The sequence below is a fragment of the Streptomyces luteosporeus genome, assembly GCF_039532865.1.
Lineage (GTDB): Bacteria > Actinomycetota > Actinomycetes > Streptomycetales > Streptomycetaceae > Streptomyces > Streptomyces luteosporeus.
This window is the reverse complement of the sequence record NZ_BAAASL010000016.1, coordinates 147,968-162,534: the sequence shown is the minus strand read 5'-3', so window position 1 is coordinate 162,534 and position 14,567 is coordinate 147,968. Positions and strand designations below refer to the sequence as shown.

The following is a 14,567-nucleotide window of genomic DNA, read 5'->3' as shown; positions in this document are numbered from 1 at the left end:
CCTCGGCGACCGCCTCCCCACCCACCCGCCCACCTGGCGCGGCCCCGTCGAACCCGTCCTCGTCCCCTGGCTCGGCGACCACCGCATCACCGGATCCGTCGTCATGCCCGCCGCCGCCTACGCCGAAATGGCCCTCGCCGCAGGCCGGCGCATCCACCACGCCCCCGTCGAAGCACGCGGCCTCCACCTGCGCCTCCTCGTCGTCCCCTGGGACGACCCCGGCCGCACCCACCTCCAGACCACGCTCGCCGACGTCGGCACCCTCACCATCGCCACCGCCGAAACCCCCACCGCCCTGCCCCGCCCCCACGTCCGCGCCCGAGTCCGCCGCCTCCTCGCCCCACCCCCCGCCCCCCTCGACATCCCCGCCCTGCAGGAGCACTGCGGCCCACCCACCGACGCCGACCGGCTCTACGCCACCCTCTCCGCCGCCGGCCTCGACTACGGCCCCCGCCTACGCCTCCTGCGCGACGTACGCGCCACCGCCGACGAAGCCCTCGCCACCTACCACAACCCCCACCCCGACGACGCCTGCACCGCCCACCCCGCCGTCCTCGACGCCGCACTCCAAACCGCCGTCACCCTCATGACCGAACTCGTCACCGACGCCTCCACCGCCTACCTTCCCAGCGCCATCGACGCCGTACGCCTCTGGCGCCCACCACCCCCCGACGGACACATCCACGTCCGCCAACGCACCCGCACCGCCACCGAACTGTGCTGGGACATCGTCCTCACCGACCCCACCGGCAACACCACAGCCGTCATGGAAGGCTGCCGCCTCAGCCGCGTCGACCGCATGCGCTCCACCCCCGTGCTCCGCTACGCCCACACCATGCGCACCGCACCCCACCCCGGCACCCCCTGCGCCCCCAGCCCCCTGCCCACAAACACCGCACTCCTGGACGCCATCCGGCCCCGCATCGCCGACCCCGACCGGACCCGCAGCCGCCGCCACGCCGAACGCGGCACACGGCTGCTGCGCCGCGTCAGCGCCCACGCCTACGCCGCCACCCTCACCGAACTGCTCCCCGGCAGCAGCCCCTTCACCGTCGACGACGTCCTCGCCCACGGGGGAGTCCTCCCACGCCACCGGCACCTGATCGACCTGATGGCCCACGTCGCCGAACGCCACGGACTGCTCGCACGCACCACAACCCACCAGTGGCACACCACGAACACCATCGCCCCCTGGCAGACCTACGCGCAGACGTACCTCACCCGGTTCCCCGAATCAGTGGCCCTCATCGACCTCTACAGCCGCATGTTCCGCGTCCTGCCGCAACTGCTGCGCGGCGAACTCGACCCCACCGAGGCCCTGCTCGCCGACGACGGCATCGAACGACTCGAGCAGTTCTACGACACCGTCCCCTACACCCGCGACCGCAACCTCACCCTGCGCGACCTCGTCCGCGAAATGGTCCACCACTGGCCCGCCGACCGGCCCCTGCACATCCTCGAAGCCGGCGCCGGCACCGGCGGCACCACCGCAGCCGTCCTGCCCGTCCTGCCCCCCGAACGCACCCACTACCTCTTCACCGACGCCTCCCCCCTCCCCTTCCCCCGCGCACAAGCCCGCTTCGCCGCCCACGACCACGTCCGCTACCGCACCTTCGACCTCGACCACGACCCCGAGGAACAAGACCTGACACCCGGCGGATTCGACCTCGTCATCGCCGCCAACGCCCTCCACACCGCCAAGGACCTGACCGCCGCCCTCCGCCGCGTCCACCGCCTCCTCGCCCCCGGCGGACGCCTCCTCGCCGTCGAACTGCACGACGCCGTCCTCGTCGCACCCCTCTTCGGAACGATGGAGAGCTTCTGGTCCTTCACCGACCGCGACCTGCGCCCCACCACCCTCATGCCACCGGCCCGCCGCTGGCCCCGGCTGCTGACGCAATGCGGCTTCACCGACGTCCTGCGCGCCGACGACGGACACCCCGCACGCGACACCACGATGTCCGTCCTCCTGGCCGCCGTACCCACCACCGACCGCCGCACCGGTACGAGCACCACCGCACCGCCCTCCGGCCCACGGCCCTCCGGCGCACGGCCGTCTGTGCCGCCGCCGTCCGGCTCACGGCCCTCCGGCCCACGGCCGTCCGCGCCACTGCCGTCCGGCCCACCGTCACCCGCTCTCCCGGCACCCGCCCTTCCGTCACCTGCCTCCGACAGCACCTGGATCATCACCGGCGACCCCGCCCGCGACCTGCCCCGCGCCGTGGCCCACGCCCTGCACACCGCAGGCGCCCACCCCACCCCCACCCCCGCCACCACCGACCCCGACCACTGGCACCACCTGCTCCCCACCACCGGAACCGCCACCCTCGTCCTCCTCCACGACGCCGACGACGACCCCGACCCCACCGACCCCGCAACCCTCCTCACCCGCGCCACCCGCAAAGCAGCCGTCCTGCGCGCCGTCGCCATCGCCTGCGACCGCCTCCCCGACGCCGTACACGTCCACCTGTGGCTGGTCACCCGCCCCAGCGGCGTCCTGCCCGTCCCCGAAAAACCCCAGGCCCCCCTCGACGCCGTCCCCTGGGGCATCGCCCGCACCCTCGCCCACGAACACCCCCGCATCACCGTCCGCCGCCTGTCCCTCGAACGCACCGACGACCCGGCCACCGACGCCCACCGCCTCCTGCGCGAGGTGCTCACCCCCACCGACGAGGACGAGATCTGCCTCACCGCCCACGGACGCTTCGTCCCCCGCCTCACCGACGTCACCGACACCCCCCAGGGCACCACCGACCGCCACCACGCCCCCGCCCACGCCCTCACCATCCGCGACCCCGGCCTCGCCCACCGGCCCGTCTGGCGCGAAACCCCACCCCCGGCCGCCCCCGGCCCCGGCGAAGTCGTCATCGCCGTACGCGCCGCGGCCCTCAACTACAAGGACGTCCTGCACGCCCTCGGCGTCCTGCCCGCCGAACCCTTCCCCGGCACCTCCCACGTCCCCGGCCCCGGCCTGGAATGCAGCGGCATCGTCACCGCCACCGGCCCCGGCGTCACCACCGTCGCCCCCGGCGACCGCGTCCTCGCCCTCGCCCCCGACGCCCTCGCCTCACACGTCCGCACCGTCGAACACGCCGTCGGACGACTGCCCGACACCATGACCTTCACCGAAGCCGCCACCCTCCCCGTCGTCTTCCTCACCGCCCACTACGGCCTCGGCCACCTCGCACGCCTCGCCCCCGGCGAAACCCTCCTCATCCACAGCGCCGCCGGCGGCGTCGGCCTCGCCGCCCTCCAGTACGCCCGCCTGCACGGCGCCCACGTCATCGCCACCGCCGGCACCCCCGCCAAACGCGCCTTCCTGCACGACCTCGGCGTCCAACACGTCCTCGACTCGCACAGCCTCGCCTTCGCCGACACCATCCCCACCCTCACCGGCGGCGTCGACGTCGTCCTCAACTCACTCGCCGGCGAAGCCATCCCCCGCGGCCTGGAAACCCTCCGCCCCGGCGGCCGCTTCATCGAACTCGGCAAACGCGACATCCACCAGGACAACTCCCTGCCCCTGCGCCCCTTCGACCGCAACATCACCTTCCACGCGGTCGACCTCCCTCTCCTCCTCCACCGGCCCGACCAGGCCGCCACCCACTTCGCCCAGGTCACCCACCACATCCGCACCGGCCGCTACCGCCCCCTGCCCCACACCACCTACCCCGCCGCCCGCATCACCGAGGCCTACCGCCTCCTCCAACACTCACGCCACATCGGCAAAGTCGTCATCACCGTCGACCCCGACGACGACCCCCTCACCATCGAACGCCACCAGCCCCCACCCACCCTCGACCCCACCGCCACCTACCTCGTCACCGGCGGCCTCACCGGCCTCGGTGCCGCCACCGCCCGCCACCTCGCCCACCGCGGCGCCCGCCACCTCGCCCTCGTCGGCCGCCGAGGCCCCCACACCCCCGAAGCCCACCAACTCCTCACCGACCTGACCGGCCTGACCGACGCCACCGGCGAAGGAACCACCGCCCACGCCCACACCGCCGATGCCACCGACCCCACCGCCCTCCAGGCCATCGCCGACCAGGCCGCAGCCGACGGCCACCCCCTGCGCGGCATCGTCCACTCCGCCATGCACCTCGACGACGCGCCCCTGACCGACCTCACCGACGAACGCCTCCGCGCCGTCCTCGCACCCAAACTCGCCGGAGCAGCCGCCCTCCACCACCTCACCACCCACCACCCCGTCGACCTCTTCCTCACCCACTCCTCCGCAGCCGCCACCATCGGCCACCTCACCCAGGCCCCCTACGTCGCCGGCAACCTCTACCTCGAAGCCCTCACCCGCCACCGGCACGCCCACGGCCGACCCGCCACCACCATCGCCTGGGGCGCCCTCGGCGAAACCGGCTACGTCGCCCGCAACAACCTCACCCGCACCCTCGCCCAAGCCGGCCTCGAACCCCTCGCCACCGCCGAAGCACTCACCGCCCTCGACGACGTCCTGCGCGGCAGCCCCGCCACCGTCATCGGCCGCTTCGCCTGGTCACCCATGGTCAGGCTGCTCCCCGGACTGCACGCACCCCGCTTCACCACCCTCCTGCCCGTCCTCGTCGACAGCGCAGGACAAAGCCGCGACGACATCCTCGCCGCCCTCGCCGCCCTGCCCCCCGACGAAGCCCTGCAATCCATCACCGACACCCTCACCACCCTCCTCGCCGACGTCCTCCAGATGCCCACCGACCAACTCGACCCCCACCGCCGCCTCGACCAGTACGGCCTCGACTCCCTCATGGGCAGCGAACTCCTCGTCACCGTCCGCCAGCAGTTCGACATCGACGTCCCACCCATGGAAATCCTGCGCAGCAACGGCACCATCACCGACATCGCCCGCATCGTCCACACCCGCCTGGGCCTGGACCGGCAGCACCCCGAGGAGACGGCACCACCACCCCCGTGACCGCCCCCGTTACCGGACCGAACCCCGGACCCCGGCCCCGCTCCCGCAAGACCTCAAGCTCTGCAACCCTCGACCCATGACCACCCACCCCACCACCCCGGCGGACACGGCCCCCCTGCCCTATGGCACCCCCGACACCCCCCGCATCGCCGTCCGCGGCGAAGCCCGCATCGAAGCCGACCCCGAAATCGCCCACCTCGGCATCACCATCACCGCCCGCGGCACCGACCGACGCACCACCCTCGACGACCTCACCCGCCGCAACCACCACGTCCTCGAACTCCTCAAGACCTACGGCGACGCCGTCGAGAAAACCGAAACCGGCACCTTCACCCTCACCCCCCAGCTCCACGACAAAGGCCGCGGCGAACGCATCCGCGCCTACCACGGCCACGTCCACCTCACCACCACCCTCACCGACTTCACCGCCCTCGGCGAACTCGCCACCCGCCTCGCCGACCTCGACCTCACCCGCATCGACGGACCCTGGTGGAGCCTGCGCCCCGACTCACCCGTCCACGGCGAAGCCCGCCGCCGCGCCGTCCAGGAAGCCGTCCAACGCGCCCGCGAATACGCCGCCGCCCTCGGCGCCGAACTCGTCGCCGTCGTCGAGCTCGCCGACATCGGCGCCGAGAACACCCCCGCCCCCGGACCCGTGCCCGCACCCCCCGGCGCCGTCATGCGCTCCGCCGCCTACGGCGGCGCCCCCGACAGCGCCCCCGCCCTCGACCTCGAACCCCGCCGCCAGACCGTCCACGCCCACGTCAACGCCCGCTTTACGATGACCCGACCAGTGCTCTGAAAACACCGTCGGAGAACACCCCGGGGCGCTCATCGGAGCGCCCCCTTGCACGTTTCACAAGGTGTCAACAACGGTTCATACAAACGACGTTGGCAGGTTATGGCGGGCGAACTCTCTACCGGTCAGTAGGTCCTAGAGTCGAGACATGCGCCGAGCGAAAATCGTCTGCACCCTGGGCCCCGCCACCGACACGTACGAGCAGATCAAGGCACTGATCGAGGCCGGCATGGACATCGCCCGCCTCAACCTCAGCCACGGCACCCACGCCGACCACGAGGCCCGGTACCAGCGCGTACGCAAGGCCGCCGAAGAAACAGGCCGCAACGTCGGCATCCTCGCCGACCTTCAAGGCCCGAAGATCCGCCTCGGCCGCTTCCACGAAGGCCCCGTACTCCTTGAACGCGGCGACACCTTCACCATCACCGTCGAAGAAACCCAGGGCGACCGCCACCACTGCGGCACCACCTACCCCGGCCTCGCCGCCGACGTCACCAAAGGCGAACGCATCCTCGTCGACGACGGCCGCGTCACCCTCGAAGTCGTCGAAATCGACGGCCCCCGCGTCAAGACCCTCGTCCTCGAAGGCGGCATGGTCTCCGACCACAAAGGCCTCAACCTCCCCGGCGTCGCCGTCTCCGTCCCCGCACTCTCCGAAAAAGACGTCGAAGACCTCCGCTGGGCCATCCGCACCGGCGCCGACATCATCGCCCTCTCCTTCGTCCGCAACGCCCACGACATCGACGACGCCCACCGCGTCATGAACGAAGAAGGCCGCCGCCTCCCCGTCATCGCCAAAATCGAAAAACCCCAAGCTGTCGACAACCTCGACGACATCGTCGCCGCCTTCGACGGCATCATGGTCGCCCGCGGCGACCTCGGCGTCGAAATGCCCCTCGAAACCGTCCCCATCGTCCAAAAACGCGCCATCAAACTCGCCAAGCGCAACGCCAAGCCCGTCATCGTCGCCACACAAATGCTCGACTCGATGATCGACGCATCCCGCCCCACCCGAGCAGAAGCCTCCGACGTCGCCAACGCCGTCATCGACGGCACCGACGCGGTGATGCTGAGCGGCGAAACCAGCATCGGCAAGCACCCGGTGGAAACGGTGCGCACCATGAGCCGCATCCTCGCCGCCGCGGAAGAAGACATCCTCGCCAAGGGCCTGCCACCCCTCACCGAACGCAGCAAGCCCCGCACCCAAGGCGGCGCCGTAGCCCGCGCCGCCGCAGAAATGGGCGACTTCCTCGGCGCCAAGTACCTGGTGGCCTTCACTCAATCCGGTGACACGGTACGCCGCCTCTCGCGCTACCGCTCACCGATCCCGCTGCTGGCGTTCACCCCGGAACCGGCGACACGCTCGCAACTGAACCTGACGTGGGGCGTCGAGGCGTTCCTCGGCCCCATGGTCCAGACAACGGACGAAATGGTGAACCAGGTCGACGAATACCTCCTGCGCATCGGGCGCTGCCGGCCCGGCGACATGGTCATCATCACGGCAGGCTCACCCCCCGGCACCCCCGGCACGACGAACCTGGTGCGGGTCCACCACATCGGAGAGGACGACGCCCCCAAGGGGTAGGCCGTTCCTTTCGGATCATCTCCTGGACGACCTGCCGGCCCCGCGGCACCGAGTGATCGTGGACCGTGCCGCCACGACGCTCGGCATGCCGGTCCGTGCCGGTACGGCCGTGCCGCGCCGGCACGGGGTAGCCGGCGGCGGAGAGGGCGCTCAGACGGCCCAGGGGAGCGCGCGCGAGCCCGGCTGCCCCGGTACGGACACCTGCCCGTCGGCGCGCATGGCGACGAGCGCCTCGGCGCCCGCGTCGTCCGCCGTACGCACCTGGCGCACCACGCCGGGCGGCAGGACGGCCGTGCCGCCCACGCGGACGGTCGTGGTGGTCCCGTCGGCGGTGAAGGAGAGCGCGCCGTCGAGCACCGTCCACACCTGCTCGCGGTCCATGACGTGCTCGGGGCCGGCGGCGCCCGGCTCCATCCGGACGCGCCACGTGCTCAGTTCCGCACTGCCCGCACTGGGGGCGGCGAGGTGGGTCATGACGGCGTTGGGGGTGGTGGTCGTGCGGTCGGGGGACGGGCTGATGACGTGCATCGTTGCTCCAGGGGCTGCTGCGGGAAGGGCGACGCCGATACGAGTAAAGCTGCTTTACTCGCAGGGCGGCGGGATGAGTAAAGCAGCTTTACTTTCGTGTGTCAGCATGTTTCCGTGACCGACGACCCGATCAACCGAGCCGACGACCCCTTCCCCGGCCTCGAACTCACCTTCCTGCTCGGCATGGGCTTCCAGCTCCTGCTGGGGGAGTTCAACGCGCGCCTGGCGGAGGCCGGTTACGGGGACCTGCGGCCCGTGCACGGCATGGCGTTCCAGCTCCTGCGCGGGGGCGGCGCCACCGCGAGCGAGCTCGCGGGGCGGCTGGGGGTGACGAAGCAGGCGGCAGGGCAGCTCGTCGACCAGCTGGAGGCGGCGGGTTACGTCCGCAGGGTGCCGCATCCGGCAGGCGGGCGGCGGAAACTGGTCGTCCTCACCGAGGCGGCCCACACCCATCTGGCCGTCGCCGGACGCGTCATGCACCGGCTGGAGGCGGAGCTCGGCGACCGGTCCGACGGCCCCGACCTGCCCGCCCTCCACGCCGAACTCGCCCGGCTGGTCCGCGCCCTGGGCGGTGACGAGCCGCCGCCCCTGCGCCCCGTGTGGTGAACCCCGCGCTCGTCACCCAGGCCGTTCTTTCGGTCCGGCGGGCCGTGGCACCATCTACCGGGCCCCTGCCGGCGCTACGTACGCGCCGGCCTTCCGGCTCCCTCGCGAGCGGACCGGTCGGGGATCCCACACCCCCTCCTGGCTGCTGGCGGCGGCAGCGAACCGGCACCACTGCGGTGGAGCGCTCGTCGACGACGACGAACCACCTGACCCCTTGCACCCCATGCCGCGCGAGGTTGCGCTCCCTCGGTGAATGGTCCAGATGTTTGGGCGGTCGCCCGATGGTTGCGGCGCGGAGGGCTGGCAACAAGCGCGGGGAGCCTTCCTGGGCGGGAAATCGTGTGGTGGGGAGGGCCATGCGGCGGGTCGGGGGACGGGCTGGAGCCGCGGCATCGGGGCGGTGCCCCTCCTGCCGTTGCTGACCCTCAGCGTCGAGGCTGTCCGCGCCGGACGGCTACCACCGGGCCCGCGTGCGCCGGAGGGCCTTGCACACCGTGGTACGGGCCCAGGACCAACGACAAGAAGGAGCTGGTCATGAACAAGCCGGAGATCATCCGCCGCCTGGCCAAACGGGCCGCCATGGCAGCTGTGCTCACCGCGACAGTGATGCTCGCCGGAGCCGCCACCGCTCACGCCGCCCCCGCCGCCGCTCCAGCCCAGGGCGGCGGAATCATCGGGGCTGTGGAAGACGAAGGCGGGGACGTCTACAACGAAGTCGACGAGGACGTTCACCAGGTCGAAAACCGGGTCGTAAATGATCTGGGCCTGATTCACGCATTGCGCCTTGGAGACTGATGCGACACCGGTGGTGTGGGACGCCGCCTGCTGGGCCCGGGCTGCGCCAGCGGGACCGCAGCAGAGCGCATCCGGGCGCGGCGGGCGGCGACCAGGGCGCCCCGTCAGGGGCGCGGGGAACTGCGCGACAAGCCACGACGCGCCCGCGGACGGAGTGCCGTGCGGTGCCCGGACCCCGCCGGTGGTGCTTCGGCTGCGGGCCGTGGGTGGCTGATCGCGCAGTTCCCCGCGCCCCTTCGGGGTGCTGGCCCCTAGTACTTGGGGCCGATGTGGGCGTCCATGAGGGCGACGGAGGCGCGGCGGGCGACGGAGATGTTCGGCGCCTTACGGCTCTGATGGGTGGACTTCCACTCGACACCGACCTTGTCGAGGGTGTCGGTGAACAGCTGCCTGATATCGGCGGATGTGTTGGTGAAGAAGTACCGGGGGTACTCGTACCGCTTGGTCACTCCGTTCGTGACACGCGTGGTCCAGTTGGTGATGCGGCAGCCGTCGGAGTGGATGAGGCCCGCCAGGAGCCTCCAGGGAAAAGCGTCGACGAGGTCTTGTTGCCATGCTTGCAGGGCGATGAGCCGTTCGTGCTTCTTGCCCGGTCCGTGCTGAGGAAACAGGCATGGCAGGTGCTTCGAATAGACCTTCACGTAGGTGCACCCGGTCCCGCGGACCCGGAACGGCTTGTTGTTGGGGAAGACGGTGCTCACGCTCTCCGCCGCGGCATCGATCAGTCCTGGCCAAGCGTCGCCGCAGGCGATCGAGAGGCTGGGGCTTCGATGCTTGCGGTAGTGGATGATGTGCCCGTCACCCAGATAGAGGCCGAGCAGGTAGACGTAGGCGGCGGGCTCCGGCGGTGCGTGCGGAGTCGGGGAGCAGCGGGCACACGTAGTGGGGGCGCGTGACGTCGGTTCCAGCTTGGTCTGCCACGAGCGGATGGCGTACCGGGATATCCCGGTTTCCTTGCTGACGGAGTTGAGGCTGCGCCCTTGAGCAACGAGTGCGAGGGCGCGCCGCCGCGTTTCGATGTCGTACACAGACGCGAGCGTGCCTCGGGCCTGCCGCGGACGAGCCGATTCGAAGCAATGTTCACCGGTGGGGATGAAGATCCCCAATCGAACAGGCCCGCTAGCCGACCTTCGAATCGAAGGTAAAGTGCCCCGGGTCGGACTCGAACCGACACTGTATGGGTTTTGAATCCATCGCCTGCTGCCAATTGGGCTACCGGGGCCTTGCAATCCAAGGGCAGTCTATACCCCCTCTGTGCTCAAAACTACACGACCTAGGTAGGCTCATGCGAGCAGCATCTGCCCGTACCGAGGAGACCCGTGAGCGCCGCCGAGCCCCAGCCGCCTGTCGACGACGAGCCGCAGCACACCCCTCCGCAGACCACCCGTGTCGTGATCGCCGAGGACGAGGCGCTGATCCGTCTCGATCTGAAGGAGATGCTCGAGGAAGAGGGCTACTCCGTCGTCGGTGAGGCGGGCGACGGGGAGACCGCCGTGGCGCTGGCCCGGGAGCACCGCCCCGACCTCGTGATCCTGGACGTGAAGATGCCCGTCCTGGACGGGATCTCCGCGGCCGAGCGGATCGCGGGGGAGTCGATCGCGCCGGTGCTGATGCTGACCGCGTTCTCGCAGCGGGAGCTGGTGGAGCGGGCGCGGGATGCGGGCGCCATGGCGTATCTCGTGAAGCCGTTCAGCAAGAGCGATGTCGTGCCGGCGATCGAGATGGCGGTGTCGCGGTTCGCGGAGTTGCGGGCGTTGGAGAAGGAGGTCGCGGATCTTTCGCTGCGGCTGGAGACGCGCAAGCTGGTGGACCGGGCGAAGAGCATTCTGCAGACGCAGTACGGGCTGACGGAGCCGGCGGCGTTCCGGTGGATTCAGAAGACGTCGATGGATCGGCGGATGTCGATGCAGCAGGTGGCGGAGGCTGTGATCCAGGACGCGGAGGAGAAGAAGGCTCAGCGAGGGTAGTGCGTCCCCTGGCCCAGGGGCCCTGATCTGGTCGTTTGGCCAGGTCGGGGCCCTTTTTAGTCTTCGCCGAGGTAGGCCTTGCGGACGGATTCGTCGTGGAGGAGGTCGGCTCCTGTTCCGGAGAGGACGATTTTTCCGACTTCCATGACGTGGCCGTGGTCGGCCAGGGAGAGTGCCGCTTGGGCGTTCTGTTCGACGAGCAGGATGGTCGTGCCGGTGGCTTTGAGTTCGGCGATGGTGTCCATGATCTTGCGCATCATGATCGGTGAGAGGCCCATGGAGGGTTCGTCGAGCATGAGGAGTTTGGGTCGGGACATGAGGGCGCGGCCCATGGCGAGCATTTGTTGTTCGCCGCCCGAGAGTGTGCCTGCGGCTTGGTTGCGGCGTTCGCCGAGGATGGGGAAGAGGTCGTAGACGCGCTGGGTGTCCTTGGTGATTCCTGCGGTGTCCTTGCGGAGGAAGGCGCCGAGCTGGAGGTTTTCGGCGATGGTGAGGCGGGGGAAGATGTGGCGGCCTTCGGGGGAGTGGGCGAGGCCGCGGGCGACGATGTCGTGGGCGGGGATGCCGGTGAGGGGTCGGCCGTCGAAGTGGATGGTTCCGGCGAGGGGTGGGTGGAGGCCGGAGAGGGTGCGCAGGGTGGTGGTTTTTCCGGCGCCGTTGGTGCCGATGAGGGTGACGACCTGGCCGGTGTGGACGGTGAAGGTGATGCCTTTGACGGCTTCGATTTTTCCGTAGGCGATGCGGAGGTTTTTTACTTCGAGGAGTGCGGTCATCGGTCCGTGTCCTTGGGGGTGGGGGTGCCGAGGTAGGCGGCGATGACGCGGTCGTCGTTCTGGACGGTTTGTGGGGTGCCTTCGACGAGTTTTTCGCCGTGGACGAGGACGGCGACGTGGTCGCAGAGGTTGAAGATGAAGCGCATGTCGTGCTCGATGACGAGGACGGCGATGCCTTGGTCGCGGATGGCGCGGACGAGGTGTTCGGCGGCGCGGCTTTCCTGGGGGTTCATGCCGGCGGTGGGTTCGTCGAGGAGGAGGAGTCCGGGGTCGCTGGCGAGGGCGCGGGCTATTTCGAGTTTTCGTTGTTCGCCGTAGGGGAGGTTGCGGGCGAGGTGGTCGCGTTTGGGGGCGAGTCCGGTGAAGTGGAGGAGTTCCATGGCGCGTTGTTCGGAGGTTTTTTCGGCGTTGCGGAATCGGGGGCCGCGGAGGAGGGCGGAGAGGAGTCCTTCTTTGGTGCGGGTGTGGCGGCCGACGAGGACGTTTTCGAGGACGGTCATGTTGGCGAAGAGGCGGATGTTCTGGAAGGTGCGGGCGATGCCGGCTTGGGTGACGAGGTGGGGTTTGGGTGGGAGGACGGTGCCTTGGTAGGTGACGGTGCCTTCGGTGGGGACGTACAGGCCGGTGAGGCAGTTGAAGAAGGTGGTTTTTCCGGCGCCATTGGGGCCGATGAGGCCGACGATTCGGCTGGGGTGGACGGTGAGGTCGACGGCGCGTACGGCGGTGAGGCCGCCGAAGCGCATGGTGACGCCGGTGGCGGTGAGGACGGGGGGCGGTGGGGTGGTGGTCATGCTTCCGCCTTGGTGAGTGTGGTGGCCGTGGCGGCCGTTGTGTCCTCGTGGAATTCGAGTTGTTGCCGGCGGCTGGGGATGATGCCTTCGGGGCGGAAGCGCATGAGGAGGATGAGGGCGATTCCGAAGGCGAGGAGTTGGTAGTCCTGGAGGAATTGGAGTTTGGCGGGGATGAGGTAGAGGAGGGCGGCGCCGAGGAGGGGGCCGGTGATGGTGCCCATGCCGCCGAGGATGACGGCGGCGAGGAGGAATGCGGAGTTGGGGGGTACGGGGCCGGCGAATACGTAGAGTTCGGGGACGACGGTGCGGGAGACGTGGGCCTGGACGGTGCCGGCGAGTCCGGCGAGGGTGGCGCCGAGGGCGAAGGCGATGAGTTTGAGGCGGAATCCGTTGATGCCCATGGCGGTGGCGGCGGTTTCGTCCTCGCGGATGGCGACCCAGGCGCGGCCGATGCGGCTGTTTTCGGCGCGGCTGAAGATGAGGATGACGAGGACGGTGAAGAGGAGCATGAGGAGGTAGTAGTTGGCGAAGGGGGTGAGGGTGATTCCGGCGAGGGTGTGGGTGTTGCCGAAGTCGTAGCCGAAGAGGTTGAGGTCGGGGATGTTGGGGATTCCGTTGGGGCCGTTGGTGAGTGTGGGTCCGGATTCGCCGTTGAGGTTGCCGACGGCGATGCGGAAGATTTCGCCGAAGCCGAGGGTGACGATGGCGAGGTAGTCGCCGCGCAGGCGCAGGGTGGGGGCGCCGATGAGGACGCCGAAGACGAGGGAGGCGGCGGCGCCGGTGAGGACGGCGGCCCAGAAGGGGAAGTGGAGGTGGAGGGTGGAGGCGGTGGAGCCGGAGACGAGGGCGGCGGTGTAGGCGCCGACGCCGAGGAAGGCGACGTAGCCGAGGTCGAGGAGGCCGGCGAGGCCGACGACGACGTTGAGGCCGAGGGCGACGGTGGAGAAGATCAGGATGTTGACGATGATGAGGGTGTATTCGTCGGTGTTCTGGGTGAGGGGGAAGGCCACGGCGGTGGCGAGGGCTGCGGTGAGGGTGATGCCGCGGTGTTTTCGGGTGAGGGTGGTCAGGCGTCGGCCGAGGCCTGCGGTGGCGAGGGCGGTGGCGGTGAAGCCGGTGAGGAGCAGGAAGCCGGTGAAGAGTTCGCCGTATTCGGTGGCGATGCCGTAGGTGAGGACGTACAGGCCGAGGCCGAAGGCGGCGGCGATGACGAGGATCTCGGCCCAGGTGGGCAGGGGCTTGGGCGGTGGCAGGGGGGTCTGTCCGGGGCGCAGGGTGTGCAGGAGTGCTTCGGTGGTGGTGCGGAGCCGGCCGGGTGTACGGGCGCTGTCGTCGCCGTCGGTTGCCGGTGTGTGGCGTGCGGGCAGGGCGAGGGCGCCGGTGGTGGCGAGGAGGGTGGCGGCGCCGGCGATCCAGCCGCCGGGTTCGAGGTTGACGAGGCCGCCGAGGTGGGTGGCGATGGTGATGAGGGTGTACCAGGTGGTGGCGAGGGTGCCGAGGGTGAGATGGAGGGTGGGTGTGTGGGTGTGTGAGGGGTTGAGCCAGCGGAGGCCGGGGATGCCGGCGGTGGCGAGGAGTTGGGCGAGGGTGAGGAGGGCGCCGGTGAGGGTGAGGAGTTGGAGGCCGCCGGGGTAGCCGGTGACGGTGAGGTTGCCGGGGAAGGCGGTGGTCCAGGTCCAGGGGAGGAAGGTGGAGGCGAGGGCGAGGGTGGCGCCGCCGGCGGTGATCAGGCGGGCGGTGGCCGGGGGGAGGGGGATCACTGCGTGGTGTTCCCCGGTGGCGGGGTGTTCGGTCCTGGTCAT

11 protein-coding genes and 1 tRNA gene are annotated in these 14,567 nt (G+C 70.3%); 6 read left to right on the top strand and 6 right to left on the bottom strand.

What is annotated here, in order from left to right:
* From ABD361_RS21515 to pyk, 3 genes are all read left to right on the top strand, one after another.
* Positions 1–4,921, top strand: a 4,921-nt coding sequence (locus ABD361_RS21515) for an SDR family NAD(P)-dependent oxidoreductase (protein ID WP_344437079.1), incomplete at its 5' end; no start/stop codon positions are given.
* A 76-nt stretch (positions 4,922–4,997) separates the two neighbouring features.
* Positions 4,998–5,723: an SIMPL domain-containing protein gene (locus ABD361_RS21510; RefSeq protein WP_344437078.1), complete on the top strand. Its 726-nt coding sequence runs from the start codon at positions 4,998–5,000 to the stop codon at positions 5,721–5,723.
* Positions 5,724–5,868: 145 nt separating this feature from the next.
* Positions 5,869–7,305, top strand: coding sequence for a pyruvate kinase (gene pyk, locus ABD361_RS21505; protein ID WP_344437077.1), 1,437 nt, complete (start codon positions 5,869–5,871; stop codon positions 7,303–7,305).
* Positions 7,306–7,455: 150 nt separating this feature from the next.
* On the opposite strand, the gene ABD361_RS21500 is transcribed toward pyk, so the two are convergent.
* Positions 7,456–7,833, bottom strand: a complete 378-nt coding sequence (locus tag ABD361_RS21500; RefSeq protein WP_344437076.1) for a cupin domain-containing protein — start codon at positions 7,831–7,833, stop codon at positions 7,456–7,458.
* Between the two features lie 183 nt (positions 7,834–8,016).
* On the opposite strand from ABD361_RS21500, the gene ABD361_RS21495 reads away from it, so the two are divergent.
* The gene (locus tag ABD361_RS21495; protein ID WP_344437090.1) at positions 8,017–8,439 is read left to right on the top strand and encodes a MarR family winged helix-turn-helix transcriptional regulator; all 423 of its coding nucleotides are present in this window, start codon (positions 8,017–8,019) and stop codon (positions 8,437–8,439) included.
* A gap of 534 nt (positions 8,440–8,973) precedes the next feature.
* Entirely contained in the window at positions 8,974–9,234 is a 261-nt protein-coding gene (locus tag ABD361_RS21490; RefSeq protein WP_344437075.1) for a hypothetical protein, read from the top strand.
* Positions 9,235–9,485: 251 nt separating this feature from the next.
* Here ABD361_RS21490 and ABD361_RS21485 read toward each other — a convergent pair whose 3' ends face one another.
* Both ABD361_RS21485 and ABD361_RS21480 read right to left on the bottom strand, forming a co-directional pair.
* A complete protein-coding gene (locus ABD361_RS21485) occupies positions 9,486–10,262 on the bottom strand; it encodes a helix-turn-helix domain-containing protein (protein WP_344437074.1) in 777 nt (258 codons plus the stop codon).
* Between the two features lie 119 nt (positions 10,263–10,381).
* Positions 10,382–10,456: transfer RNA gene (locus tag ABD361_RS21480), tRNA-Leu, on the bottom strand.
* Between the two features lie 97 nt (positions 10,457–10,553).
* Here ABD361_RS21480 and ABD361_RS21475 point away from each other — a divergent pair.
* Entirely contained in the window at positions 10,554–11,201 is a 648-nt protein-coding gene (locus tag ABD361_RS21475; RefSeq protein WP_344437073.1) for an ANTAR domain-containing response regulator, read from the top strand.
* A 56-nt stretch (positions 11,202–11,257) separates the two neighbouring features.
* Here ABD361_RS21475 and ABD361_RS21470 read toward each other — a convergent pair whose 3' ends face one another.
* The 3 genes from ABD361_RS21470 to ABD361_RS21460 are packed head-to-tail and all read right to left on the bottom strand — an operon-like array spanning position 11,258 to position 14,567.
* Positions 11,258–11,974, bottom strand: coding sequence for an ABC transporter ATP-binding protein (locus tag ABD361_RS21470; RefSeq protein ID WP_344437072.1), 717 nt, complete (start codon positions 11,972–11,974; stop codon positions 11,258–11,260).
* Positions 11,971–12,765, bottom strand: coding sequence for an ABC transporter ATP-binding protein (locus ABD361_RS21465; protein ID WP_344437071.1), 795 nt, complete (start codon positions 12,763–12,765; stop codon positions 11,971–11,973). Before ABD361_RS21465 ends, ABD361_RS21470 begins: the two co-directional genes overlap by 4 nt.
* Positions 12,762–14,567 carry a branched-chain amino acid ABC transporter permease gene (locus ABD361_RS21460; protein ID WP_344437070.1) on the bottom strand — a complete coding sequence of 602 codons (1,806 nt, stop codon included), beginning with the start codon at positions 14,565–14,567 and terminating at the stop codon, positions 12,762–12,764. The genes ABD361_RS21465 and ABD361_RS21460 overlap by 4 nt, the downstream gene beginning before the upstream one ends.